Consider the following 26,360-nt stretch of genomic DNA (forward strand, 5'->3'; position numbering starts at 1 on the left):
AAATTTAAGAGCTTTCAGTATTAGAAGAACATTAAATCATTTTCCATGTTTTTTTGTTTAGCGACCAACTTTAATGGAAACTTCTCGAATTCCTTCTAAATGCTTTGGAACTTTTATAAAATCGCGATACCATAATCCTGAATTCTTTATTATTCTTTGCTGAGTTTGATAATCGATATACACTAAGCCAAATCTTGGCTTATATCCTTCTGCCCATTCAAAATTATCGGTAAAACTCCACGCAAAATAGCCGTTTACGTTTGCACCTTGTTTTTTGGCTTGTAATGTTGCTTCTATATATTGCTGAAGATATTGTTTCCTTTTTTCATCTTTTACCTGTCCATTAATTATCTGATCTGGAAAAGCAGCACCATTTTCGGTAACCAAAATATTATTTACTCCTTGATATTCATTATATTTCATTAGTAGTTTAAATAATCCTTCAGGATAAATTTCCCAACCCATTTCAGTTGTAGGAATATTTCTTTTTTCCGCTTTAATATTTATGGATTGCACATAGGGAATCCACCAGGCACTTTTTACAATCTCTCTAGTATAATTCTGAATTCCTATAAAATCAAATTCAAATTGAAGCAACTTATCATCTTCAGCTTTATAAAACTTGTCTACTCTTTTCAAAAAAGGCAATTCCTTAAAAGGATACCCATAACCCAAACTGAGTTCTACAAACAATCGGTTTACCAAACAATCTACTTTTTTTGCCGCCTTATGATCTTTTTCAAGATCGCGATACGGCTCTATATACGAGCAGGAAAATGTAGTGCCAATATTTAGCGTTGGATCGTAAGCTCTTAAAACTCTTCCGCCTTCGGCCTGGCAAAGCGAAGCGTGATGCATCGCTGGGATAAAATTTTTGACTCCTCTCCTACCCGGCGCATGGATTCCCAAAAAATGTCCGGCTCCCAAAAACACCAGAGGTTCGTTTAAAACCATCCAGTTTTTAACGCGATCTCCAAATCTATGGACACAAATCTTTACATATTCTGAAAACCAATTTACGATTTCACGATTTGTCCAACCACCTTTATTTTCTAATGTTTGTGGCAAATCCCAATGATAAAGTGTTACCCAAGGCGTAATCCCCAACTGTAAACATTCGTCTATTAATTTGTCATAAAAGTCGAGTCCCGCGTTATTTATGCTGCCGGTGCCATCTGGTAAAATACGGCTCCAGGATAATGAAAATCGAAAATTTGTAATATTCATCGATTTCATTAAAAGCAGATCTTCTTTATAACGATTGTAAAAATCGCAAGCGATATCTGCATTTTGTCCTTTATGTATTTTTCCTTTTTTATGAGAAAACTCATCCCAAATAGATGCTTTTTTACCATCGTCGTAAGGACTTCCCTCAATTTGAAATGCGGCTGTAGAAGTGCCCCAAATAAAATTATCCCCAAAATCACCTTTTTTTAGGTTATTAAATAGACTATCCTTCATTTATGCAATTCCGGTTTTCTTAACAGCAAAATTCTGCTCTTTCAAGGCAATATCGATTAATTTATCGATGATCATTTCAGTCTCGTTAGGAAAATTTACTTCAATAATTTCTTCTTTTAGAAGCCATTTTTCAATTTCAGGATAATGTTTGTTTTTTAGGTTTTTAAGTACTTTAACTCCCATTGTTTTTAGCATGGCAGCATTGCATTGTTGCTCCAATTGCCCTTTCATTGGTACGACTAATAGTTTTTTCTTCAGAAATAGCGCTTCCGCAGGGGTCTCAAAACCGGCACCACAGATTACACCGCGGCAATTTCTTATGCTTTCTATAAAATCTTTATTATTTACCGGCTTAATATTGATATTATCAATTTCTGAACTCATTTTAAAATGTTTTGAAAAGATCTCGAATCTGAATTGCGGAAAACTACTAAACACTTTAAATAATTTTTTGTCGGAATAAGAAGGTAAATACACCGTATAATGATTTGATTTTATAGGCTGAAGATTACGAATCTCAGAGCGTATTACCGGAGTAAAAATACGATCATCAAAAGCTTTAAAATGAAAACCAAAACTAAAGCTACAAGGCGCATAAGACTTTAGAATCTTTAATCCCAGCCAATCTTCTTTTAAAGGTTTCGGTGCAGAAGGATGTAAAACAGCCGATTGATGACTTAAGCCGTAGCAGGGTTTATGAGCCATCGAACATGCCCAGGCACTAACAGGCTCAAAATCGTTAATTACCAGGTCATATTTTTCAACTGGTACGCTTTTTATCTCATTGTAAAGGCGTTTCATTCGGTTTCTGCGGTAGGTGTTCCAAACATCGACACCGCCTTTTTTTCCGAAGATAAAACTGAGTCCTTTAAACTGATATTTTACAATATACGGCAATTTTAAATCGCCTTGAGTACCGCTGACCAGTAAATCTAGATCTCCTTTTTTCTGAAGAATGGGAATAATTTCTAAAGCACGACTTAAATGTCCATTTCCGGTTCCCTGAATCGCATATAATATCTTCATTAATGCGATAGTCGGAAAGGCGAAATCATCGAGCTTAATCGACGCTTAACAAAAATGGCTACTAATAATTGCTGAAATCGCTCTTTAAAATAGTAGTTTCTATGACCACTTTTTTGGAATGCTCTTTTTCGTTTCATAAACTTTTAAATTAAAAACGATTAATCGAATTCAATGTATAAGAATATGATTTAAAAGTGTTTACGCGAATTTTAAATAAGTGTATGTTTAAGGTTAAGAAATTTAGCCTAGGCTAAGATAATTTAACCGAAGTCATTGTAAGTGCCCCCCCAACGGCTTTATCATTAAAAAATTCCAACTCATCTTTATTTTCTTGTAACGCCAGCGTATAAAGTAAAGGTAAATAATGGTCTGAAGTAGGAATTGCCAAATTTACTGCTGCTCCCAGTTGATTATAATTCTGTAGCGCAATATGATCTTTGGTACTTATCAGTCCTTTTATTTTTTCATCTGCTTCTATTGCCCAATCGAATGCGTGATCGATTTTATTCATATTCTGCCAATCGATGCGTCTAAGATTATGGACGATATTACCGCTCCCAATAATTAAGATTCCTTTTCTTCTTAGTACGGCTAATTCTTTAGCAAAATTGTAATGTTCTTGCGGTGTTTTATAGGCATCTAGACTTAATTGAACAATAGGGACATCAGCCTCTGGATAAAGATGTCTAAGTACACTCCATGCACCATGATCTAATCCCCATTGATCGTCTAAATGAATACTTTCGCTGCTAACTAAGGAAGATGTAGCTTCGGCGAGTGCACGGGTTCCTTTTGCAGGATATTGAACATCGAATAATTGCTGCGGAAAACCACCAAAATCATGTATTGTTCTAGGAAAATTCATAGCAGTAATTGCAGTACCTCTTGTAAGCCAGTGCGCTGAAATACACAAAATAGCATTAGGTTTTGGTAAACTTTCGGCTATTTTACGCCAATTACTAACGAATTCATTTTCCTCGATTGCATTCATGGGGCTACCGTGTCCAAAAAACAAAATTGGCATTTTTGGAGTAGTTTTTAAACCTGTATTTATATTGTACAATTCACTGATGTTCATAAGTCGAGCTATTGAGTTAAACAAAAAAAGCCTTTCGAAAATCAATCCGAAAGGCTAGTGATAATTTTTCTTTTTCTCTCAGATATTACGCCAATATTGCAGCAAATTCTTTTTCAGCTTTAGCTAGCGCATCTTCTCTTAATTCAGGAATAGCAACTCCTTCTACTCTTATTAGTTCTACATCTGTCATTCCTAAGAATCCAAAAACTTTAATCAGATATTCAGATACAAAATCATAACCAGGATTTTCAGAATAAACACCACCAGAACTCATTGCAATATAAACTTTCTTACCAGTTACCAATCCTTGTGGACCTTCTTCAGTATATTTAAAAGTTTCTCCAGCTTTAGCAAGATGGTCGATCCATGCTTTTAATTGCGAAGGAATCCCAAAATTATATAAAGGAGCACCAACAACTAAAATATCTGCGTCAAATAATTCTTTAATCGCTTCTTCTTGTATAGCGATATTTTCTTTTTGAGCAGCTGTTCTGTTTTCTTCAGGAGTAAGAATTGCCTGCCATCTGTCTTCAGTTAGATGTGGGAAATCTTCAGCAACAAGTTTTTTTTCTACGACTGCACTTTCGGGATAACTTTCTTTAAGTTGTTCTACTATTTTATTCCCTAAAGCTAAACTGTAAGAGTTTTGACCGTTTAAACTTGAAATTACGTGAAGTATCTTTTTCATGACTTATATTTTGTATGACATTTGTATATACAAATATAAGATACTATTGCCAGTATTTATAGTACTCACAAGGATTTCCCACTAACATTTAGGTTAGTGCCTTCTAATACTCTTCTAGTAATTCTCTACGGAAATTTTCTGGTTTGATGTGGTATGTCCTTGATAAAGCTTTTTCGAAATCTGAATAATCATCGAATCCGCAGGCTTCAGCAAGACATTTTAAATCACATTCTTGATATTCAGGAATATTGAGCATTTCTTTTAATTCCATAATTCTGAAATCGTCTAGATATTCAGTGAAGGTTTTTCTCTTTGCTTTTAATAAAATATAGTCTAGCTCTCCCGGTGTTAGCATTAGATGGCGACTAATTTGTTTAATCTTTAAGTTATGGATCAAAAAAAACTTCTCTTTACACATAATCTTGTCTAGAAGTTTCGAATATTCAGTTGCCGTTTTATAATCTATATAGCTTTGTTCTGATTCGGAATCAATTTCTTTAAAAATTAATCCGCGATTACAAAGCATGATTAAAAAGCATGCAAGCAAAATAAATAAAATAAAGGAAATTGAGTTAAATGTAAAATTCCCTAAACTAATATGAAATACGAAGTACGCTATGTAAGACGCTAACAAACTCATAAATGCGATTGTTTTGATCTAAAAGCCTTCGTTTGTAGTAGGGTGTAAAACGCTACGGCTATTTAAAAATTAAATAAGTATTTGTAAATAGATATCAATTGTAGTGCCAGAGGTCATTTCTGTTAAAGAAATATCGTCAACTTATCAACAGTTTAAAATTATTTGTTAAACAAATATACATTTTTACCGATTGTATATATTACATAATTAGAGTTTAAAACAAAAAAACCGGATTATTAAATAATCCGGTTTTAATTATAAAAAGTTAAAATTATATCCTTGCCGCGGCGTCTTGATCAACGTACCACATTAATTCGCCAACGGGATCTATAATTTGCGATGGATATTTTTCGACATTCTTCTCACCTTTTACAACTTCGGAAAGTGCGTCTGCTTTTTTAGCGCCAAATACGATAAATGCTACACTTTTAGCAGCATTTAGTATTGGTGCTGTTAAAGTGATTCTATACATATCCTGAGGTTCTAGAAAATAGGCTGCTACTTTTTTGTCCTCCTCATGAATTACTTTTTGTCCGGGAAATAATGATGCGGTATGACCATCATCACCCATTCCTAGAAATATTAAATCAAAAGTTCTACCATCTTCTAAAACTTCATCCATAATTTTAGAATATTCCTTGGCATAATCTTCAGCAGAAATACCATCCTTATACATAGGATAGATCTGTTCTTCAGGAATAGCAACTTTATTCAGAAAGTCATTAAAAGCATTTCCCGCATTGCTACGCTCATCTTCTATAGGAACCCAACGCTCGTCACCCCAGAAAATGTAAATCTTTTCCCATGCTACCTGATCTTTAAATTCGGTAGTTAATAGATCATACATTCCCGCTGGTGAAGAACCTCCCGTTAGCGCAACTGTAAATTTTCCTTTAGCCTCGATCGCTAACTTTGCATGTTCTACAAAATGTAGTGCTGCTGCATGGCTAGCTTCTTCTTTGGATTTATATATATTTAGCATTGATCTTCTTTCTTTTCTTTCTTATTTCGAACGTTTATAGACCAAACATGTCCTTGCTGAGCGATTAAAGCTTCCGCATTTTCTGGACCATAACTTCCGGCTTGGTAATTTGGGAAATTAAGTGATTCTCTGCCTTCCCAAGATTCCTGCACCGTTTTAATCACATCCCAAGCTTCCTCTACTTGATCTGAACGCATAAATAATGTTGTATCTCCCAACATCGCATCTAATAACAAAGTTTCATAAGCTTCTGGAGTATGTGTAGAACAGCTATCATAATCAAAAACCATTTCAGAAGGATTTAAATTCATTTCTAATCCTGGCTTTTTGGTCATAAATCGCAATCTAATGTCCATTTGAGGTTGCAGATTGATCGTTAATCTGTTTGGCATTATATTACTAGCCTGTTCTCCTGGGAAAGTGGCGTGTGGTACAGGTCTAAATTGGATAGTAATAGAAGAACTTTTTTCTTGCATTCTTTTACCTGTTCTTAGATAAAATGGAACATTTTGCCATCTCCAATTATCAATAAAGAACTTAATCGCTGCAAAAGTTTCAGTATTAGAAGTTTCACTAACACCTTCTTCTTCTCTATAACCCGGTACTTCTTCACCCTGTACCCATCCATTACTATATTGACCACGAACGGCGTTTTTGGCAACTTCGTCTGGTTTTATTCTTCTAATAGCACGTAATACTTCAACTTTACGATTTCTAATTTCTTCGGCATCCGAAGAAATTGGAGCTTCCATGGCGACCATACAAAGTATTTGAAGCAAATGATTTTGTATCATGTCTCTTAATGCTCCAGAACTCTCATAATAACCGCCACGTGTGCCTACGCCAACTTTTTCTGCAACAGTAATCTGAACATAATCTATGTAATTTCTATTCCAAAGTGGCTCGAATAATGCATTCCCAAAACGAAAGGCCAAGATATTCTGAACGGTTTCTTTTCCCAAGTAGTGATCGATTCTAAAAATCTGCTTCTCATCAAACGTACGTCTTAGAAGTTGGTTAAGCTCAATCGCAGATTCCAGATCATAACCAAATGGTTTTTCGATTACTAAACGGTCTTTTTCTAAAGATTCTACGAGTTTCTGATCTTTTAGATTCGTGGTAATATCGTCGATAAACTTTGGTGATACAGAAAGGTAGAATAAACGGTTTGCTCGCTCTCCCCATTCCTTATCCAAATCACTCAATTTTGTGTGTAAATCTATATAAGATTTCTCGTTAGTGATATCTGATTTAAAATAGTGAATTGACTCCTGAAATTCTTTCCAAACCTTATTATCTGGCTCTCTACGAGAAAATTCTTTTAATTTTTTGTATAAATCCTTTCTGTAGGATTCATTATCAAAATCAGACCTACCTAAACCGATAATTGCAAAATTATCGGCCATGCGATCGTCTATAAATAGGTTATAAAACGCGGGGATTAACTTACGACTGGCAAGATCTCCGGTCCCACCAAAAATTACTATAATCGTAGGAGCAGCTTTTTTTTCTGTCTTCATTTCAATTTAATTAATTGATTATACCCAGTCTGTATGGAAAATTCCTTCCTGGTCGTTACGTTCGTATTTATGAGCTCCAAAGTAATCTCTTTGAGCCATAATTAGATTTGTTGGTAAAATCGCGCTTCTGTAAGAATCAAAATAAGAAACTGTAGAAGTAAATACTGAAGCAGGCACTCCTTTATCAATAAAAGTTTTTACCACCTTGCGAGCAGCCCCTTGTTTTTCTTCAAGTGCTTTACCTAATTTTTCATCTAACAATAAATTAGGTAGCTCTGGGGAATTTTTATATGCCTGTCTAAAATCTTCTAAACACGTCGCCCTAATTATACATCCACCACGCCAAATTTTAGCTACTTCCTCAAGGTTTAAGCCGTAGTTATACTCTTTTGAAGCGAGATTTAACTGCGACATTCCTTGTGCATAAATGTTAATCATCGCGAAGTAAAATGCATCCTTTAGTTCTGCGAAAATTTCTTCTTCTGAAGTTTCAGAGATATCTTCCCATTTTAAACTTTTTGAAGCTTTTACGCGCTCTTCTTTATATTTAGAAATATCGCGCATTTCTACCGCAGCGTTAATAGCAGGTATTGGAGCCTGAATATCCATAGCATTTTGGGAAGTCCATTTACCAGTTCCTTTCGCTTTTGCAGCATCAGAAACATAATTTAGTAGAATCCCTTTTTCGGTTATTTGATCTTCTTTTTTAAGAATATCTGCGGTAATTTCAACCAAGAAGGATGATAATTCTGAATCATTCCACTTTTCGAATAATTGCTGAATTTTAGCATCTTCAACACCATAGCCTCTTTTTAAAAGGTCATAGACTTCAGCGATAAGTTGCATAATAGCATATTCAATACCATTATGAACCATTTTCACATAATTTCCGGCAGATCCTTTACCTAGGTAAGTAACACAAGGCTCGCCATTTACTTTAGCGGCCACGGCCTCAAAAATAGGGCGAAGTCTTTCGTAAGCTTCAGAATTTCCACCTGGCATCATACTTGGTCCAAAGCGGGCTCCTTTCTCTCCACCAGATATTCCCATTCCGAAGAAATGAATTCCTTTTTCAGCAAGTTCTTTAACACGACGGTCGGTATCAGGAAAATAAGAGTTACCACCATCTACTAACACATCGCCTTCTTCTAAAAACGGCAATAGTGATTTAATCGCGGCATCTACGGGTTTCCCGGCGGGAACCAATAACATAATTGCTCGCGGTTTACGAATAAGTCCGCAAAACTCTTCTGCAGAGGTTGTTCCTTTTATAGTATGATTTTCTAAGGCTTCTTTTTCTAGAGATGCAGCTTTTTCTGGATCTAAGTCCAGACCGGCTACAGAGAAATTATTATCGGCCATGTTAAGTAAGAGGTTTCTTCCCATTACTCCAAGACCTACTATTCCAAAATCGAATTCTTCCATGATTCTTTTTTAGTTCTACGTTATTTAAAATATTCTTTTTCTATTGCAATTACTTTGTCTAATCTTCTTTTAAAACGATCTTCTTGCTGAAATTCAGCTTTCAAAAATGCTAAAATGATTTCTAGAATTAGCGAAGTTCCCAAAACACGACCTCCTACACATAACATATTCATATCGTCATGTTCTACGCCCTGGTGTGCAGAATACGTTTCAGAAATTAGTGCGGCTCTTACTCCTGGGAATTTATTGGCAGCGATAGACACTCCTACTCCGCTACCACAAACCGCAATTGCTCTATCGATTTTATTCTTGATAATAGCGTTCGCTAATGGCGTTACAATGTCTGGATAATCATCGTCACTCTGATATTCGAAAGCTCCAAAATCTTGTATATCGAAATTTTTTTCTTTTAAAAGATCCAGTAATTTTCTCTTTTGTTCTAGTCCAGCATGATCTGCTGCAATTCCGATTTTCATGTAATTTCAACTTTTTGGTTAAGCGTTTGGACGATAAATTTAGCCAATTAAATTTGTTCTTGGGTAAGAGAAAGCCTTATAAAAATACTAAAACCTTTGAAATTGCTTAGATATCCCAGCTTTTTGGAAAATTATCCTACTCAAGGAGATTAGATTTCCCGATTTTTGAAGTTTATTTGATAATTTCCATAATTCCAATAAACGAAATTACGCTAATAAAAATCCATATAATTATGGCTAAAAAAACAGGTCGAACTCCTACTCTTTTAAAACTTTTGTAATGCAATCCGCTACCTATTAAAAAAAGAACTAGCGTTAATCCTATTTTAGATATAGAAACAATTTTGGGCGACAGTATCGCTATATTTGGAATATATGTATTCACCAAAATCGCTAAAATGAATAAACCTATAAAATAGGGAATCTTGATTTTTTTAAATGGGGTATGACTGCTTAATGCAAATAAAAATGAAACCGGTAAAATCCATAGAGCACGTGCTAATTTCACGGTAGTCGCAATTTCTAGAGCTTCGTTTCCGTATACTTGCGCTGCGCCAATAACAGAGCTCGTATCGTGAATGGCAATGGCACTCCAAATACCAAATTGATGCTGACTCATATTAAAAAAATGTCCTATTGCCGGAAAAAGAAACAGAGCAATACTATTTAAAAGAAAAACACAACCAATTGCAATAGAAATCTGTTTTGGGTCAGCTTTTATTATTGGAGAAACCGCGGCAATAGCGCTTCCACCGCAAATAGCAGTTCCAGAACTTATAAGTTTTGTTATTTTTTTATCGATTTTAAAAATCTTACCAACTAAAATTCCCAAACCTATGGTTAAGCTAATTGAAATTATCGTAAAAAAGAAGCCGTCTTTACCTGCTGCTAAAGCTTTGTCGATATTCATTCCAAAACCAAGGCCGATAACCGATAATTTTAATAACCAGTTTATGCTCGATTGTGTTTTTTGCTGAAAAGGATTTTTAGCCAACTGCGCGTAAATAATACCGAGAGCTAAAGCTATTGGCGGATTTACCATCGGAAAGAAGCAGGCCATGCAGAAAAGCAGAAAAACGATCTGATGAATTGAAATTTTCATATACTGAATTATAATATCCAAAGATAGCTACAGCCTTGTTTGCATTCAAATCATAAAAAGTAATCCTATATAACTAAAAGTTATAGTGATGCTGTAGAAATTTTAGAAAAACAGCATTCAATTTTGAGTGATGTCCTTGTTGCTGAATAAAAAAGAAATCACGGGTTATTTGAAGATTTTCAATATCCAAAATGTAAACGTCTCCGTGTTTTAATTCTTTTAAAACCGTATTTACACTTAAAAAACTAGCGCTATGCCCGTTCGATAAATACGATTTTATACTTTCTGAGCTACCTAACTCTATTTCGATATTTAAATCCTCTGTTTTAAGATTTTTATGTTGGAAAGCTTTTAAAATAACCTCTCTTGTACCCGAGCCTTTCTCTCTTAAAACAAGGGGAATATGTTTTAATTCTGAAATTGAAATCTGATTAAGTTTGGCTGAAAGATGAGATTTATCCACTACAAGAACAATCTCATCTTTTAAAAATGCCTGATAGGATAATTCCCGGTTTTTGGATTGTCCCTCAATAAAGCCCAACTCTACCGAATTATTCATAACCGCCTTTTCTACTTTTTCGGTATTCATATTCAATAAATGAATCTTGATTTTTGGGAATTTTTGATGAAATTTGGCTAAAACCTCGGGTAAGATATACTGTGCGATAGTGGTACTTGCAGCAATTCTAAGCGTTCCTTCGTTTTTATCTATTAGGGAATTCATATCAAATTCAGCTTTTTCATACTGCTGGAAAATAAGTTTAGTATGTGATAATAAAAGTTTTCCCGCAGTGGTAAGCGCTATACTATTGCCCTTTCTAACAAAAAGCTTTTGGTTAAAATGAGCTTCTATTTGCCTAATATGCTTAGTAACAGCCGGTTGAGTAATATGAAGATCTTCAGCAGCTTTAGAAAAGCTTAACCGTGATGCTACATTTTGAAATACATGTAATTTAAAATCAAACATTATAATCAAAAGTAATAGTTATACGTTTAAAAGTACATTTATTTTAAATTTCAGAAATAAAAAAACAGATTCTAATTATAGAAAATCAGAAGCTGTTTCAATTTAAATTATTTAAAACTACAATTTACTTTTCCCAAGTATTATTATCTGGTGTAGCATCCATCCAAATACCGCCTTCGATCGCTACAGCTTTTACTTCTTTTTCCGTAGCAATTTTTATAGAAGTTTTATTTTCCGCATTTTCCCAAATTGTAGATTTTTGATGAACTCTTTTGGTACTTCCATCGTTATAAGTCAGTTTTACATCAAAAGGTGCCGGCATTCCACCAACATTGGTTACGCTAACTTCAACTGAGTTATTTTGCTGGTTTACATCTTCAATCTTAAAATCAATATAGTTAGGACTAAAATACCAGCTATCCCAAAACCAATTTAGGTTTTCACCACTAATATCATTTATGCTATAAAAGAAATCCCAAGGGATTGGATGTTTACCATTCCAGCGTTCCATATATCCTTGCAATGCTTTTTTGAAAACTTCTTCACCTAATAAATCTTTTAGTGCAAGATAACCAAGAGCCGCTTTTCCGTAGGAATTATTTCTATAAACCGATCCGCTTAAAATATTGGAAGGTGTTATAATCGGCACATCCTGCTCCATATTATTATCACCAATCCATCTACGTACTCTAAAATTTTTAAAACTCTCTACCGCCTTTTCTTTTCCTAGATCTTCGATTCCGATTAAATGTTCTAGTGTAGTTGCCCAACCTTCGTCCATAAAACCAAAGCGAGTTTCGTTGGTTCCCATATAAAAAGGAAAATAGGTATGTGCGATTTCATGTTCGGCAACAAAACGAGCCATATCTGGATCTTCATGAGAATTATCGTTAACCATCATTGGATATTCCATGTCTCCATGGCCGCGTACTAAGGTCGATTTGGAATATGGATATGGAACGCCCGGGTAATTGAAAGAAAACCAGTTTAACGCATGCTGTCCATAATCTACCATTTCTTTAAAATCTTCTGAAACATCATCGTAAGCAGCCTGTACACTTACCCGGCGATTAGTAGTAGAATCGACTACAACGCTTGCTGCATCCCAATTATATTCATTGCTTATAGCGATGGCAACATCGGTAATATTTGAAGCTTTCCATTTCCAGCTATTATTTCCTTCTTTAGTAATTTCTTTTTTCTTAAGATCTTCAGGCGTCGCAATTCGAATTACTTTATCGCTTGTCATTGATTTTTCGAGTTTCTTCGCATATTTTTTCTGAAGTACTTTATCTGGATTTTGTAAATCTCCTGTAGCCCACACAATAAAATCTTCTGGAACATTAATGCTGATTTCGTAATCATTAAAATCGTTGTAAAATTCCTGCATTCCGAAGAAAGTCATCGTATCCCAGCCCATATAATCATCGTAAACCGCAACTCTAGGATAAAAATAGGCCAGATAGAACGTGTTTTCTAAAATAGCACCTTCTCTCCCACTCTGCTTAGAAATATCAAAATGCCAGTTAATGCTTAAGTCTATACTTTCGCCAGGTTTAAGCGGAGTATCCAGTTTGATCATTTTATTAGTGCCGTCGTTCTTGGAATTCCATTCTTTTTGGTTGCCATTTTCTGAATATGAATCGATATGAATTCCGCTAGTCATATAATCTTCTGAAACCATTCCTAAACGCGGAACTCCGGGTTTATGGTTATTCAGAATTAGTTTAAAATTTAACGAATTTAGAGTGTCAGGACTATGATTAGTATAAGTTATTTCTTCGGAAGCTTTTACACTGCGATTTGGTGGATTAACTTCTAAATTAATTTTATATTTTGCTGAATTTTGCCAATAATTATCTCCTGGTTTTCCTGTTTTGCTACGTGTTTTATTCTCGTAGGCTTCTTTAACATCTCTTGGTATATACAATTCTTGTCCTATTGCAAACTTTCCAAGAAATAGTAAACCTAGTGATGCTGTTAAAATTGATTTTTTCATGTAGTTAAAGTTAATTGTATTCGAAAATAATGCTTCGAATTTAAACAAGCTTGCTAATTCAGCTTTTTTCAGTATAAAAGGGTTTTACTGTCTATTTATTAAAAAAGTGATCGATTAAAAGATAATTGCATAATATTTATTTCAATTTTATTGCCAATTTTTTTATTTCACATCTTACAATTGCTTAAGTATTCCTTAAATAAAGTTAATACGGTTTAGTGCTTTTACATGATTCTTTAAATTACCCAAAAGCTTAATATAACAGATGAAAAAAATCGCTATTATTGGTGGTGGTGCTTGTGGATCGGCTGCTCTTATCGAACTTATTATCCAAAGTATCACCGCCAAATTACAAGATCAAATTTCCTTTGTACTTATTGAACGTAAGGAAAAAGCAGGATATGGTTTAGCCTTTGGATCTAAGCAACGTAGCCATATTTTAAATACGCAAGCCGACCTGATGGGAATATATGCTAACGAACCGGCACATTTTGCGGAATGGTTAAAGGAAAACGGCAGAAAATATAGAGACGATGTTAAAAGTGAGAGTGATGAAGATAATGCTTATACCAGCAGATTGCTATATGGCCATTATGTTTCGCAGCAATTAAAAGAAACCATCGAAAAAGCAAAAAAGCATAATATAAAGGTAGAACGTATTAAAGATGAAGCTTATAATATAGACAAACTGGAAAATGAAAAACTGCTTATTCATCTAAGTAGCGAAAACACAGTTGAAGTTGACGAAGTTTTGCTAGCTCCGGGAACTCCGAAACCAAACATATTCAGTCATTTTAAAGACAATCCAAATTACATAGATTTTCCATGGCCCACAAAGCGCTTGTTAGAAAAAACTAATAAGAACGATCATGTTGGTGTTTTAGGAAGTAGCCTTAGTGCTATCGATTCGGTAATGACTTTAATCGATAACGGTCATGAAGGTAAAATCACCATGTTTTCTCCAGATGGTATGCTACCCAGAGTTCAACCAGATGAAAACAAAGGTTTTGAACGTAAATATTTAACCCTTGCTAACCTCCATAAAATAAAAAGAGAAAAAGGACATGCACCAAGAGCTAAAGACTTATTTCGTTTATTTATAAAAGATATTGAAGCTGCCGAAGGTAAATCGCTAGATTGGAGTTCTTTTAATCGGGATTCTAAAGATCAACTTCCCTTATTAGAACATGATATTAAAGTTGCTGAAAAAGGTGGAGATTCATTATCGAACATGGCATATTCAATGCGTTACGATACTTCTACCATTTGGAGTTGGATGAGCTTACATGAGCAAATAATTTTCACAAAATGGCTGGGTAGACACTGGACGATTACTAGGCACGCAATACCACTCTACAATGCTAGAAGGCTGTCTAAACTCTTGAAAGAAGGCAAGCTTGACATTATATCGCAAAACAAAAAGGTAGAATTTATTAAAGATAAAAATTGTTTTAGCATCGCTACAGGATTAGATGGAGTTTTCGAGCTTGATAAACTTGTAAACGCTACCGGTAGCGCCGGAAGATTAGAAGAAATGGACAATGTACTTGTACAAAATCTTTTAAAGAAAAAATACCTAAAACCTCATCCAATTGGTGGCGCAGTAATTAACCCGCATACTATGCAGTGCATATCTGAAGCTGGAGGAGAACATATTTATGGTGTAGGCCATCTGATAAATGGCATGTTGATGGATGTAAATGCCGTTTGGTTTAATGTAAAAACAATAGCTCGCCTAGCCTCAGAAATTATATTCAAAACAACTTCTAATGGACACGTTTAAATCTTTATATTCAAGTTTATTACCCTATTTATGCTGCATTCCTGTAGGTTATTTTATTAGCAAAAAAGAATGGATTCCTAAAGCATGGATCCATAAACCTTTACTATTTGTTTTATTACCAATTTTAGTAATAGACCATGTTCTTAATGCAGAATTTTCTAATTTATTAATATTAGCCAGTATTTCATTCTTATTGGCTTTTTTAATGATTTTTCCGGCTATTTTAGTAGACAAATGGCTAGATAATTCTGGTGATATTAATATCTTAAAAAGCGGTTTTTCTTATTTTAATGTCGCATTCTTCGGGATCCCTACGGTAAAATCTTTATTTGGAGAGGAAGCAGTGACCACACTAATATGCATTTATGTAGGGACCGCGCTCTACGGAAACATTGTAGGTTATATTCAGGTTGCAAAATCCAAATTCGGAACTAAACAGGCTATTATTGAAGTCTTAAAAATTCCGTTTATATACATTATAATTTTAGCATTAGTATTAAAAGGCTTTAAGGTAGAAACACCTGAAGCGGTAAAGTCGGTAGTTGAGGTTATGGGAACTGTAGTTTCTGTGATGGGAATGCTAATTATTGGAATGAATTTAACGAATATCGAGTTTAAATCTTTAGACTGGAAATACTACGCTAAAGTTCTTGGGGTAAGAGCAATTGCGGCTATCCTTATCACGGCAGCTTTGATAGGATTAGAATACTGGCTTATTGATGGATTGGAGCAAAAGGAGCGTCAGGTAATGGCGCTAATTGGTCTTTTCCCCATTGCTGCTAATCTCGCTGTTTTTGCTTCTTTTCTGAAATCACAAGAAAAACAATCGGCGTTACTTATTGTATTTTCAATGATTTTATCGCTAGTTCTGGTGCCTTTAGGAGCGATGATATTTGGGGGAAATTAAAGAAACGCCAAAGTTTTGGAGATGCATAATTCTTGTTTTAATTTTCAATAAAAAATTATGAAAGCTATAGGAATAACGAAGTCTTTACCAACATCAGATAAAAATTGTTTTATCGCATTTGAAACTGAAAAACCAATGCCAGAAGATTATGATCTTTTGGTTAAAATACATGCGGTTTCTGTAAACCCGGTAGATTACAAAGTACGCCAAAGCGCTGCTAAAGATGAAGAATTGGACGAACCTAAGATTCTGGGGTGGGATGCAGCCGGTATTGTTGAAGCAGTTGGAAGCGAAGTTTCTAATTTTAAAGTTGGGGATGAAGTTTATTATTCGGGAGAATACGGAAGACCAGGTTGTAATGCAGAATTTCAGTTGGTTGATTCTCGAATTGCAGGACATAAACCTTCTAATTTATCTTTTGCTGAAGCCGCAGCGATGCCATTAACATCTCTTACTGCCTGGGAAGCAATTTTTGATCGTTTACGCCTACAAAAAAATGGAGAAAGCGGTAAAAAATTATTGATTATCGGTGGCGCTGGCGGTGTTGGATCTATCGCTATACAAATTGCTAAAAAATTGACTAATATTGAAGTGATCGCTACCGCATCTCGAGAAGAGACCAGTGATTGGTGTAAGAAGTTAGGAGCAGATGTTATTATTAATCATCATGAACTCATTCAGCAAATGGAATCAGCAAATATTAGTGAAATTGATTTTATTCTGAATTTTTCTGATACCGATATGCATTGGGATGCTATGGCAAAATTAATCAAACCACAGGGCCAAATTTGTTCGATCGTAGAAAATAAAGATCCGTTAGATTTAAACAAACTTAAAAATAAGAGTGCCTCTTTTCACTGGGAATTTATGTTTACGCGTTCTCTTTTTAAAACTGAAGATATGATCGCCCAGCATAAAATATTGGAAGAATTACGACTTTTATTTGAAGAAGGAACTTTAAAATCCACAATCAACAAGACTTTTGAAGGACTAGACACCGGTGTTTTTAGAGAAGTCCATGAATTTCAGGAAAGCGGAAAATCAATTGGCAAAAATGTGATTAGTTATATTTAATGATTTAGAAGTTAAAATTCAATAATTAAAAAAGGGATTTCAGTTATGAAGTCCCTTTTTCAATTTTCAAGGATTGGGTTAAATAATTCTTAAACAAGTAAAATAGCATAGATTTCGCTTTATATAAGGTGTAATTCAGTTTAGCAATCCACAGTATTTGCATTTTGAATTTCAACTGAAAAAAGAAAACTAAACCATACTGCTATGACAACCGAAACCATAATTATTGTAACCTATGTATTGATTTTTCTATTAATCTCATTCTTAGTGATTCAGCATTTATCTGAAGAAAATAAAGAATCAAAAAAGAAGAAAATTAAAACTTTAGCTGAAGAATTTGAAGGACAGAAAGTGTTGATCGACGGAAAATTAAACGAAGATTATTCTAAAATTAAAGAAATATTGAAGCGATTTAATGTAGAAGTACAACACAAAATGTCTACTAAAACGGGGATTTTAATCACGGGTAAAAATCCTGATGATTTTGTTGTTGAAGAAGCTAAATCTTTCGGAACTAAAATTTATAGCGAAGCTTCGTTTCTTGAACTTTACTATGCGCCTAAATTTATGCTGAAAAGCAAACTGAAATCTATGCAACGAGCAACCGTTAAGGTTAAAATTTAAAAAGTCATACAATAAAAAATCCCAGCAAATTGCTGGGATTTTTAGTATTCAAATGGTTCTATAATTAATCTCTCGCCTTAATTGGATAATCCAAATAACCTTCTTTTCCAGTTGTATAAAAAGTATCTTTATCCCAATCGGTAAGCGCTACATCCTTCTCGAATCTTTCCACTAAATCTGGATTAGAAATATATGGTTTTCCGTAGGCTACCAAATCGGCATTGCCTTTTTTAATTACATCATTTCCAGATTCCTGATCGAAACCTGCATTAATAATTAAAGTACCTTTATATAATGGTCTGTAATGTTTAGCAATTTCAGTAACCGCAAATTCATTACCTGAAACATCGGTAAAAGGTTCCGATAAATGAACATAGGCAAGATCATATTCGTTTAATTTGTTTACGATATAATCGAAAGTAGGAATCGTTTCTTTATCCAACGTCATCCCAAATAAACCATCTAGAGAGGGATTTAAACGCAATCCAATTTTTTGTTCTGGCATTACTTCTTTAATCGCATCAATAACTTCAAAAAGAATTTTAGCACGATTTTCTATCGTTCCGCCGTATTCATCTGTTCTGGTATTCGAGGTCGCATTAAAAAACTGATGCAATAAATAACCATTAGAAGAATGAATTTCTACACCGTCAAAGCCTGCATCCATTGCATTCTTTGCCGCTGTTTTAAAATCTTCTATAGTTTGCTCAATTTCATCAATAGTCATTTCCTTAGGAGTAACGGTATCTTTAAAACCATCTGCAGTAAAAGCCTGCGCATCTGGATTTATGGCAGATGGTGCTAATGGTTTTTCTCCATTATGAAAATCTGGATGCGACATCCTTCCTACATGCCATAATTGGATAAATATTCGCCCGTTTTCCTGATGAACTTTACGGGTTACTTTTTTCCATCCTTCAATTTGTGCAGGTTTATAAATCCCAGGAACATTTATATATCCAATTGCTTTGTCGTTAATTGGAGATCCTTCAGTGATAATTAAACCTGCTGAAGCGCGTTGCGCATAATATTCAGCTTCATATTCTTCACGCGGTGAGTTTTCTTCATTATCTGCGCGAGTACGCGTCATGGGCGCCATTACCACACGATTTGGTAATTTTAAGCCATTCAGATTATATTCTTCTAATAGTGGTTGTTTACTCATCGTTCTTTCTTTTTTAATAAAAATTCCGGCAATCGTCGATATGCCGGAACTTATATAGCAATTTTAATCCCTTTTTCAGTACAAATTTAAGCGATCTTCTGATAAGATAACATTGACCTATGTTAGCGAAGGCTGTTAAATACTGTTAAGCTATATGAGCTCTTTCCTAATTCTACTTAAACTTTCAGGTTTAATACCTAAATAGTTAGCGACATGATAATTTGCAATTCTATTTTCTAATTCAGGAAAACGATCGTAAAATTCTAAATAACGTTCTTTACTGCTTTTTTGAAGGCTGGACATTATTCTGCAACGTAGCGCTATAAACGATTTGGTTACTTTAATTCTAAAAAATCGTTCAAATTTAGGGATACGCCTATAGAGTTCTTCTTGCGCATCTCTATGAATGGCTATTAACTCGCAATCTTCAAGACATTCTACATTTAATCTTGCGGGAATACCTTCTAAAAGCGCTTCATAATCACTAATCCACCAGTCTTCCATAGCAAATTGAAGATTAGCTTCATTCTCAAAATCATCACGATAAAAAGCTCGCAGACATCCTTTAACCACAAAGTAATTATGATGCACAAATTCTCCGTCTCTAATTAAAAGATCTTTTTTAGCATGCTTCACTGGAGTTAGAATGCTTAAAAATTCGGCCTTTTCTTCTTCAGTAAGATCAATAATTTTAGAAACGTGATCAAGAATTAGTTGACTCATAGATTTTCAATTTGAATAATTTTTCGATATAGTCGCGAACGACCTATTAAACTTTCTTAAATAATATTGAATGTAATAATTAAACAGATATTTCACCAGTAATATGTAGTAGTAATAAATATAAATCATGTCCTAAATATCCAAAATTAGACTGAGAACAAATTTTATTCAATTTAAATCAAAAATATTTTGAACGACGCATTGAAAAATTCGTGCATTATATTCAAATCTGTCGAATTTTTGCAAATCTTAAATTTCATTTAATATTTTTTTAAATTATGAATTTATAGTATTCATTTTTAAGGTATTACCATTGCTTAACATTGTGTTAATTTCTAACTTTAAAATGTAACACAAATACCACCAATTATGAGTCTTAACAGAAGAGAATGGCTAAAAAGAGGCGCGCTTGCGATGGGAGTTGCTGCAGTAACGCCGGTAGATCTTTGGGCAAATGCCGTTTCTGATGCACATGCAAAAAACACTAAATTTCTATACAATTATAGTAACTCGTTCGACGAGTATACCCCTCCCCGATTTCCTGATCTTAAAACAGTAAAAGCAAGATTGGTTTGGAATGAAAATCCTCATGGTCCTTCTAAAATGGCTGCGGAAGCTTTTCAAAAGGCAGTTACAGAGGGGAATCATTATTCTTGGGGTGCTTTAGGAGCATTGGTAAAGCAAATTGCTGAATATGAAGGTGTCGAGCCAGCAAACGTTATGATGGGGCCGGGATCTTCAGATTTATTAGAAAAAACGGCCATTGTGAAATTTCAGCATGGCGGAAATGTAGTAAGTGCAGATCCAAGTTATATGTCACTGGTTAGTGTTGCAAAAGCAGCCGGCGGAAATTGGAAAGCGGTGAAACTTACCGAGGATTATCAGCATGATCTAAAGGCTATGGAAAAGGCTATTGATAAAGACACCAAACTTGTCTATATCACAAATCCTAACAATCCAACGGCTACTATGACCGATACCGAAGTTCTTAAAGATTTTTGTAAGCGAGTTTCTAAGAAAGTACCGGTATTTATTGATGAAGCCTACATAGAACTCTCTCCTGGCGGACTCAACTCTAGCATGGCGTCGCTAGTTGCAGACGGTTATGATGTTTTTGTAGCCAGAACTTTCTCTAAAATTCACGGAATGGCCGGGCTTCGCGTTGGATATATGTTAGGAAACAAAGAGTCTTTAAAAGAAATGAATGAGATTACTCGCGGCGGGATGGGATTAACTGGGCCTAGCATTGAAGCTGCTTCAGCAAGTATGAAAGATGAAGCCTACCTTAGCGATTGTAAAGCCAAAATAGAAGAAGCCCGAAATTATACAACGTCATATCTTGAAAGTCGTGGGATGGATTATATGCCTTCTAGTACCAACTTTGTAATTTTCCCTATAAATATGGATGGCGATGAATTTCTAGAAAAAATTTACGAAAAGAAGGTTGTTGTTCGTGCTTTTAAGTTTTGGGATCAGGATTGGTGCCGTGTAAGTATGGGAACCATGAAAGAGATGAAATATTTTACTGAAGCTATTGATGAAATTCTAGTCTAGTTATATGGATGTAAGCCTACAAAAAACCATAACTTTTATTCTTTTTATTGCTATAGGATTACTTTTAAAGATGAAATTTAGTACCAAAGCTGAAGTGGTTGGTATTAAAAAAATAATCCTGAATCTTGCCTTACCAGCGACTATTTTTATTGCGCTTTTGGGAATCAAAGTTGAAGCAGATCTTCTTTTATTGCCGATTTTGGCTTTGATTTTAAATGCATTGCTATTTTTTATTTTTCCATTATTATTACCAATTTTAGGTATAGAAAAAGAAACGCCAAATTACCGAACCGCAAAAATGCTTATTCCTTCTTTAGCGCCGGGATTATCATGTTTTCCTTTTGTGCTGGAATATTTAGGGGATGCTTATTTAGCCAAAGCAGCAATGGCCGATCTTGGGAATAAAGTTTTTGTACTTATGATCCTTTATGTTGTAGCTATGAATTGGCATTATAAAGTACAGCAGAAAAAAGCACAATCGGGAAAAGCAAAACTTAAATCCTTGGGTATAGCAATGATTTCTGAACCAGTAAACTTGTTTATTGCCGCTGCGTTAATACTTGTTGGCTTTGGCTTTACATTGGATTCGCTTCCATTTTTTGCAAGCGAAACCTTAAGTAGATTAAGTTTACTAATGACGCCTTTAGTTTTGCTGTATATTGGATTGGCTGTAAACATTAAAAAGGATCAGTTCTTACAGATTTTGGGAATGTTGATGTTGCGGGCAGGATTCGTGGTTTTAGCAATTGGTTTAATAATAAGCATCGCCGGAATTGCTATTGAAAACGAAGTATTGTTAATGCTTTCCTTTGGTCTAAGTGCTTGTAGTTTTTGGCCTTTTGCTCATATCTCTGCTGTTGATGCAGCTGAGCAAAACAGGGAAAGAAAAACATTCAATCCAAATTTTGCTGTAAGCGTTTTGGCGCTATCATTTCCGCTTTCAACCTTAATAATTTTGGGAATTTTATCGAGTGGGAAACTTTTTGCTGAACCATCAGCTATTTTCCTGTTAGGAGCAGTCTTAAGTGTCACAGGATTTGGATTACCGTTAATATTACAGAAGAAAACATCAAATATTGAAGAAGCTGAAGTTATAAATACTGAGTTAGAAATTTCAACTAACGAAAGCTCTTAAAGTTTAACCAACCAATCAATTTGAGCGAAAGGTAGTCAGTTTTTTGGCTACCTTTTTTTAATCGAATTGAGAAGAAACTTTTAAAAATAAATAAGAATTCGGCCAATCTTGAGTTTCAGTATGCAAGGCTATTTTAATAATGCGAGATTCAAAATCGATTGATAATCCATTTTCCAAGATATATTTTACGGCTTCTTCGTAAGATTTAAACATCGATTTATAAAAGGCATCTTTAATCTTAGAACGATCTTCAGCATAAGTCTGTGCAATTTCAATATTATAAAGCATCAAGTCTGCCGTTGTTATGGGATCTACACCTAATTTTTTAAAATGCTTTATCAGTTTTTGCGCAATCGATCTGCGAGCTTTTGGTCGCTTTCGCCTGTTCTCGGGAAAATACTCCTTCCCTATCTTAACTTTCGCATTTTCAATAAGCTTGCGCTCGTTGGGGTTAAAAACAAAATTGTAAAATACTTTTACTTCATCTAAACGCTCGTAAAGATCCATGATTTGTTCTTCCAGATCTTCCTTATCCAGCTCTTTTAAGTACTTTTTTAATGCTCTTTTGCTCATAATTTAGATCGAAGTCGTTTTATAGACAGTTTTTCGAATATTTTTTGAAATATCTAAAAGCCATTGCAGCTGATTGGTAATAAGTTGCGCTTCCTGAAGCTGTAAACGCATATCGTGATCTGCTAACTCTTTCCCTTCAGCAATTTCTTGATTTCTTATTTTTACTAAATCCTCGTATTTTTCATCCAATCTCGATTTTGCTTCCTTCAGCAAACTAACATTCGTTTTCTTTTGCTCTCCCTGTTCAATTAAACCTTCTTCAGCATTATCCAAACTGTGCAAAATTTGTTTCACAAAAACTTCAAAATGCTCTGATGCATCAGTGGTATTATGATTTCTAATGTAGGTTCCCATAGAGGCTAATGCCGATAAAAAGGTTTGGTTTAAACTAACCAGGCGATAAATTAAACCTAAATCTTTTTGCTTTGATTTAGGTTCCTGCGTCATTCGTTGAAAAGCAGTACTCAAATTACCCATTTCTAAAAACGCTTTTTTTCTGGATAATTTATAGCTTGTTGGTAATTCTCCTTTATTGTGGTAGAATTTATCGATTTCAACAAAGTAATTTCGATTTGCAGCAATGCTTGTTGCTATAATATTTCTAATATTTTCGGCTTCCCATGCAGGCCATAAAAATAGATTACCTAAAGCTGCCAATACTGCTCCTACCAGGGTATCTATAATTCTAAATTGTATTACCTGCAGTACATCGGGCTTCATTAACGCATATATAAATATGATACTTAAGGTAATAAAAACCGCAGCCGTTCTATAATTACGTTGAATTAAAGAAAACGCCAATGTTAAGGATAGCAATCCAAGTGCGCCATAAATATAGACATTCTGAGTAATAAATACGATACCAATTGCAATAGCACCACCTATTAGTGTCCCAATAATACGTTCTTTGGTTCTTGATTTTGTGAGTCCGTAATTAGGACGCATTATAACGACAATGGTTAAAAGAATCCAATAAGCATTTTGAATAGAGAAATAAGCTCCTATAGAAAATCCAACTAAAACAATGATGGCTAGACGGAGTGCGTGACGAAAAATGGGAGAACTAAAGTTGAAATTTTCAACTAAAATTTTAGATGAATATTCTTGCGGAGTAATAAATTTTACAACTTCTTTTTGTTTCATAAAGATGTTGTTTCCCATCTTTAAATTATTGATAACGGCAAAAATAGTATTGATTTTATGCGACTGGCGCTCCTGGTAATCAAACAAATTCCGAAGCATTAAAATATGTTCGCGTTTTTCTGAAATATCAATATTTTCTCTGTACTGATTAATTAGCTCGCGGTTTTTTTCAATATAATCTGAAATTCGATTATCGGGAATCTGCTTTTTATTTTCAATAGATTTAGAGATTTCTATTAGTTGTTCGCCGAAATAATATGTAACGTCACTAAACATTTTCAGGTACTTCTTATCCTCTTTGAAAAGCGCATCCATACGCTCATAATTTACTGGATTAGCCATACCTAGCTCTAAAATATCAATCAACTCAATAAAAATTAAAAGTCGCTTTCTGGTATAGTTCGAATTCCCGGAAATTTTTCTAGAACTGATTAAAATTTCTCGTAAACTCTCATGTTTTTGATTTAAATCGTTTTGGAGATCAAAAAGCCTTCTTTGGTAATTATCCCGTTCTTTTACCTCTAACAGCAATTTAGAGCGTACCTGCAAGTATTCTCCTGTAAGTTCTAGACATTGTCCTAAAAGTTGTTCTGTTTCGTGCTTAGGATTAAGAAAATGCCAAATAAGACTAAGCGTTAAATACCAAAACCCACCAGCTGAAATTAATAAGCAGTGTTGCCATAAAGACATTGATGTATCTACATTTGCAAAGCTAAGGACGACTGCCATTAAACCTGCAAAAGCTACCATAGATGCTCTAAAACCATAGATAGCGAGATAAGAAATGGCGAAGACAACAATTCCTAAAATTGGAAGGGTTAGATAAAAATTTACTGAAGCAAATCCTAGCACAAAAGACGTTACCCCCGCGAGAATTGCTGCTGCAATAACGCCTACAACTTTATGCTTTAAAGTTCCTATAGTATCACTTGGGGCTGTAAGCAAACAACCTACCGCCATTGGCACACCAATATGGGATAAACCTAATGCATTAAAAATCCCAATCGACGAACCAATACTAAGCGTAAGAATTAAAGCCTTCGTAAAATCTGTACTGTGTAAAAATCTTAAAGTTGAATGCCAATACTGGGATAGTTTATTTGCCAATGCGCTTAGTTAGATTAAGTATTTGTTGCTTTAGCTACAAAGTTATCAATTTCAGATTTGCAAATGTTAAAGCGAAGCTAAACCATCGCTTGGTAGTTTAATTTTGCTGAAATATCTAATATAGTATTAAGGATAAATTAAGACCGGCATTTTGGTGATGGTTTTAGATTAAATTAATTTCATAAAAAAATAAGTTATGAGTAAAGTAATCACATTAAAGGAAAGACCATCCGGAAAACCGGAAGAGAAAAACTTCGAGTTTAAAACGGAAGAAAAACCTGAAATTGCAGATGGTGAGATTCTCTTGAAATCGAAATATATTTCAGTAGATCCATATCTTAGAGGGAGAATGAGAGATGAAGATTCTTATATTCCTCCTTTTAAAATTGATGAACCATTAGCATCAATGGTCGTAGCTGAAGTGATCGAATCTAAATCTGATGATTTTAAAAAAGGAGATCACGTAAGCGGAATGTTAGATTGGAAAGAAATCCAGAAACATACCGGTGAAGGTCTAAACAAAATTACCAATAAAGATGTACCACTTTCAGCGTATTTAGGTATTCTTGGCTTAACCGGTTTAACTGCTTATTTAGCTTTAGAAACTATCGGAAAGCTTAAAGAAGGAGAAACACTATTGGTATCTGGAGCTGCCGGGGCCGTAGGAAGTGTTGTTGGACAAATAGGAAAAATTAAAGGTTGTCGCGTTGTAGGTATCGCCGGGACTGATGAAAAAATTGATCATATAAAATCCAAATTTGGCTTTGATGCCGGGATCAATTATAAAACCACGGAATACATTAAGGAAGATATCGCAAAAGCCTGTCCAGATGGTGTCGATGTTTATTTTGATAATGTTGGTGGCGATATTTTAGATGCTGCAATGCAAAACATTAATGATTTTGCTCGTATTATAAATTGTGGTGCTATTTCAATTTACAATAAAGAAGAAGTGCCAAAAGGAATGCGTTTAGAAGGAATTATGGTAAAAAAACGTGCTTTAATGCAAGGTTTTATAGTTCGTGATCATGCCGATCAATTTCAGGATGCGATCAAGCAATTAGGAAGCTGGCTTGCTGATGATAAATTAAAGTTTGATGAAACAAAACGAGAAGGTTTCGATAATGTGCCAAAAGCTTTTATCGAAATATTTGAAGGTAAAAATACCGGTAAAATGCTTGTTGAAGTTTAATCGCTTAAACTAATAT

24 protein-coding genes are annotated in these 26,360 nt (G+C 34.5%); 7 read left to right on the plus strand and 17 right to left on the minus strand.

What is annotated here, in order from left to right; all coding sequences use genetic code 11:
- Nucleotides 1-57: 57 nt before the first annotated feature.
- The 13 genes from PBT91_RS08780 to PBT91_RS08840 form a co-directional block, all read right to left on the minus strand.
- On the minus strand, nt 58-1,461 hold the full coding sequence (locus PBT91_RS08780; protein ID WP_270058109.1) for a GH1 family beta-glucosidase: 1,404 nt from the start codon (nt 1,459-1,461) through the stop codon (nt 58-60).
- Nucleotides 1,462-2,487 (minus strand): glycosyltransferase family protein, encoded by a 1,026-nt coding sequence (locus PBT91_RS08785; protein WP_270058110.1) that lies wholly within the window; start codon nt 2,485-2,487, stop codon nt 1,462-1,464.
- A complete protein-coding gene (locus PBT91_RS08790; RefSeq protein WP_270058111.1) occupies nt 2,487-2,624 on the minus strand; it encodes a hypothetical protein in 138 nt (45 codons plus the stop codon). The genes PBT91_RS08785 and PBT91_RS08790 overlap by 1 nt, the downstream gene beginning before the upstream one ends.
- A gap of 113 nt (nt 2,625-2,737) precedes the next feature.
- Nucleotides 2,738-3,565: a 4,5-DOPA dioxygenase extradiol gene (ygiD, locus tag PBT91_RS08795; protein ID WP_270058112.1), complete on the minus strand. Its 828-nt coding sequence runs from the start codon at nt 3,563-3,565 to the stop codon at nt 2,738-2,740.
- 85 nt (nt 3,566-3,650) lie between these two features.
- Entirely contained in the window at nt 3,651-4,253 is a 603-nt protein-coding gene (locus tag PBT91_RS08800) for an FMN-dependent NADH-azoreductase (RefSeq protein ID WP_270058113.1), read from the minus strand.
- A 103-nt stretch (nt 4,254-4,356) separates the two neighbouring features.
- Nucleotides 4,357-4,779 (minus strand): helix-turn-helix domain-containing protein, encoded by a 423-nt coding sequence (locus tag PBT91_RS08805; protein ID WP_270058114.1) that lies wholly within the window; start codon nt 4,777-4,779, stop codon nt 4,357-4,359.
- 385 nt (nt 4,780-5,164) lie between these two features.
- Complete coding sequence (gene pgl / locus PBT91_RS08810; protein ID WP_270058115.1) at nt 5,165-5,875, minus strand: 6-phosphogluconolactonase; 711 nt, start codon at nt 5,873-5,875, stop codon at nt 5,165-5,167.
- Nucleotides 5,869-7,395 carry a glucose-6-phosphate dehydrogenase gene (gene zwf, locus PBT91_RS08815; RefSeq protein WP_270058116.1) on the minus strand — a complete coding sequence of 509 codons (1,527 nt, stop codon included), beginning with the start codon at nt 7,393-7,395 and terminating at the stop codon, nt 5,869-5,871. Before zwf ends, pgl begins: the two co-directional genes overlap by 7 nt.
- Before the next feature lie 18 nt (nt 7,396-7,413).
- On the minus strand, nt 7,414-8,820 hold the full coding sequence (gene gndA / locus PBT91_RS08820; RefSeq protein ID WP_270058117.1) for an NADP-dependent phosphogluconate dehydrogenase: 1,407 nt from the start codon (nt 8,818-8,820) through the stop codon (nt 7,414-7,416).
- 20 nt (nt 8,821-8,840) lie between these two features.
- A complete protein-coding gene (locus tag PBT91_RS08825) occupies nt 8,841-9,296 on the minus strand; it encodes an RpiB/LacA/LacB family sugar-phosphate isomerase (protein ID WP_270058118.1) in 456 nt (151 codons plus the stop codon).
- A 172-nt stretch (nt 9,297-9,468) separates the two neighbouring features.
- On the minus strand, nt 9,469-10,398 hold the full coding sequence (locus tag PBT91_RS08830) for a YeiH family protein (RefSeq protein WP_270058119.1): 930 nt from the start codon (nt 10,396-10,398) through the stop codon (nt 9,469-9,471).
- Between the two features lie 73 nt (nt 10,399-10,471).
- Complete coding sequence (locus tag PBT91_RS08835; protein WP_270058120.1) at nt 10,472-11,365, minus strand: LysR family transcriptional regulator; 894 nt, start codon at nt 11,363-11,365, stop codon at nt 10,472-10,474.
- 124 nt (nt 11,366-11,489) lie between these two features.
- Nucleotides 11,490-13,364 carry a M1 family metallopeptidase gene (locus tag PBT91_RS08840; protein WP_270058121.1) on the minus strand — a complete coding sequence of 625 codons (1,875 nt, stop codon included), beginning with the start codon at nt 13,362-13,364 and terminating at the stop codon, nt 11,490-11,492.
- A 265-nt stretch (nt 13,365-13,629) separates the two neighbouring features.
- Here PBT91_RS08840 and PBT91_RS08845 point away from each other — a divergent pair, with 265 nt between their 5' ends.
- The 4 genes from PBT91_RS08845 (at nt 13,630) to PBT91_RS08860 (ending at nt 17,752) form a co-directional block, all read left to right on the plus strand.
- Complete coding sequence (locus PBT91_RS08845; protein ID WP_270058122.1) at nt 13,630-15,147, plus strand: FAD/NAD(P)-binding protein; 1,518 nt, start codon at nt 13,630-13,632, stop codon at nt 15,145-15,147.
- Nucleotides 15,134-16,054, plus strand: coding sequence for an AEC family transporter (locus tag PBT91_RS08850; protein ID WP_270058123.1), 921 nt, complete (start codon nt 15,134-15,136; stop codon nt 16,052-16,054). Before PBT91_RS08845 ends, PBT91_RS08850 begins: the two co-directional genes overlap by 14 nt.
- 57 nt (nt 16,055-16,111) lie before the next feature.
- On the plus strand, nt 16,112-17,128 hold the full coding sequence (locus PBT91_RS08855; RefSeq protein ID WP_270058124.1) for a zinc-binding alcohol dehydrogenase family protein: 1,017 nt from the start codon (nt 16,112-16,114) through the stop codon (nt 17,126-17,128).
- 204 nt (nt 17,129-17,332) lie between these two features.
- Nucleotides 17,333-17,752 carry a BRCT domain-containing protein gene (locus PBT91_RS08860; protein WP_270058125.1) on the plus strand — a complete coding sequence of 140 codons (420 nt, stop codon included), beginning with the start codon at nt 17,333-17,335 and terminating at the stop codon, nt 17,750-17,752.
- Nucleotides 17,753-17,816: 64 nt separating this feature from the next.
- On the opposite strand, the gene PBT91_RS08865 is transcribed toward PBT91_RS08860, so the two are convergent.
- Together PBT91_RS08865 and PBT91_RS08870 are read right to left on the minus strand one after the other, a co-directional pair.
- Nucleotides 17,817-18,917, minus strand: a complete 1,101-nt coding sequence (locus PBT91_RS08865) for an alkene reductase (protein WP_270058126.1) — start codon at nt 18,915-18,917, stop codon at nt 17,817-17,819.
- A gap of 150 nt (nt 18,918-19,067) precedes the next feature.
- Nucleotides 19,068-19,640: a Crp/Fnr family transcriptional regulator gene (locus PBT91_RS08870; protein ID WP_270058127.1), complete on the minus strand. Its 573-nt coding sequence runs from the start codon at nt 19,638-19,640 to the stop codon at nt 19,068-19,070.
- A 369-nt stretch (nt 19,641-20,009) separates the two neighbouring features.
- Between PBT91_RS08870 and PBT91_RS08875 the strand changes: the two genes are divergently transcribed.
- Together PBT91_RS08875 and PBT91_RS08880 are read left to right on the plus strand one after the other, a co-directional pair.
- Nucleotides 20,010-21,194, plus strand: coding sequence for a pyridoxal phosphate-dependent aminotransferase (locus tag PBT91_RS08875; protein ID WP_270058128.1), 1,185 nt, complete (start codon nt 20,010-20,012; stop codon nt 21,192-21,194).
- A gap of 70 nt (nt 21,195-21,264) precedes the next feature.
- Complete coding sequence (locus PBT91_RS08880; RefSeq protein WP_270058129.1) at nt 21,265-22,329, plus strand: permease; 1,065 nt, start codon at nt 21,265-21,267, stop codon at nt 22,327-22,329.
- Nucleotides 22,330-22,386: 57 nt separating this feature from the next.
- Here the strand turns inward: PBT91_RS08880 and PBT91_RS08885 are convergent, their stop codons facing one another.
- On the minus strand, nt 22,387-22,902 hold the full coding sequence (locus PBT91_RS08885) for a DUF6155 family protein (protein WP_270058130.1): 516 nt from the start codon (nt 22,900-22,902) through the stop codon (nt 22,387-22,389).
- Nucleotides 22,903-22,905: 3 nt separating this feature from the next.
- A complete protein-coding gene (locus PBT91_RS08890; protein ID WP_270058131.1) occupies nt 22,906-25,152 on the minus strand; it encodes an FUSC family protein in 2,247 nt (748 codons plus the stop codon).
- A 196-nt stretch (nt 25,153-25,348) separates the two neighbouring features.
- Between PBT91_RS08890 and PBT91_RS08895 the strand changes: the two genes are divergently transcribed.
- The gene (locus PBT91_RS08895; RefSeq protein WP_270058132.1) at nt 25,349-26,344 is read left to right on the plus strand and encodes an NADP-dependent oxidoreductase; all 996 of its coding nucleotides are present in this window, start codon (nt 25,349-25,351) and stop codon (nt 26,342-26,344) included.
- Nucleotides 26,345-26,360: the final 16 nt, after the last annotated feature.

This window comes from Zunongwangia sp. HGR-M22 (genome assembly GCF_027594425.1).
In the GTDB taxonomy this organism is placed as follows: Bacteria; Bacteroidota; Bacteroidia; order Flavobacteriales; family Flavobacteriaceae; genus Zunongwangia.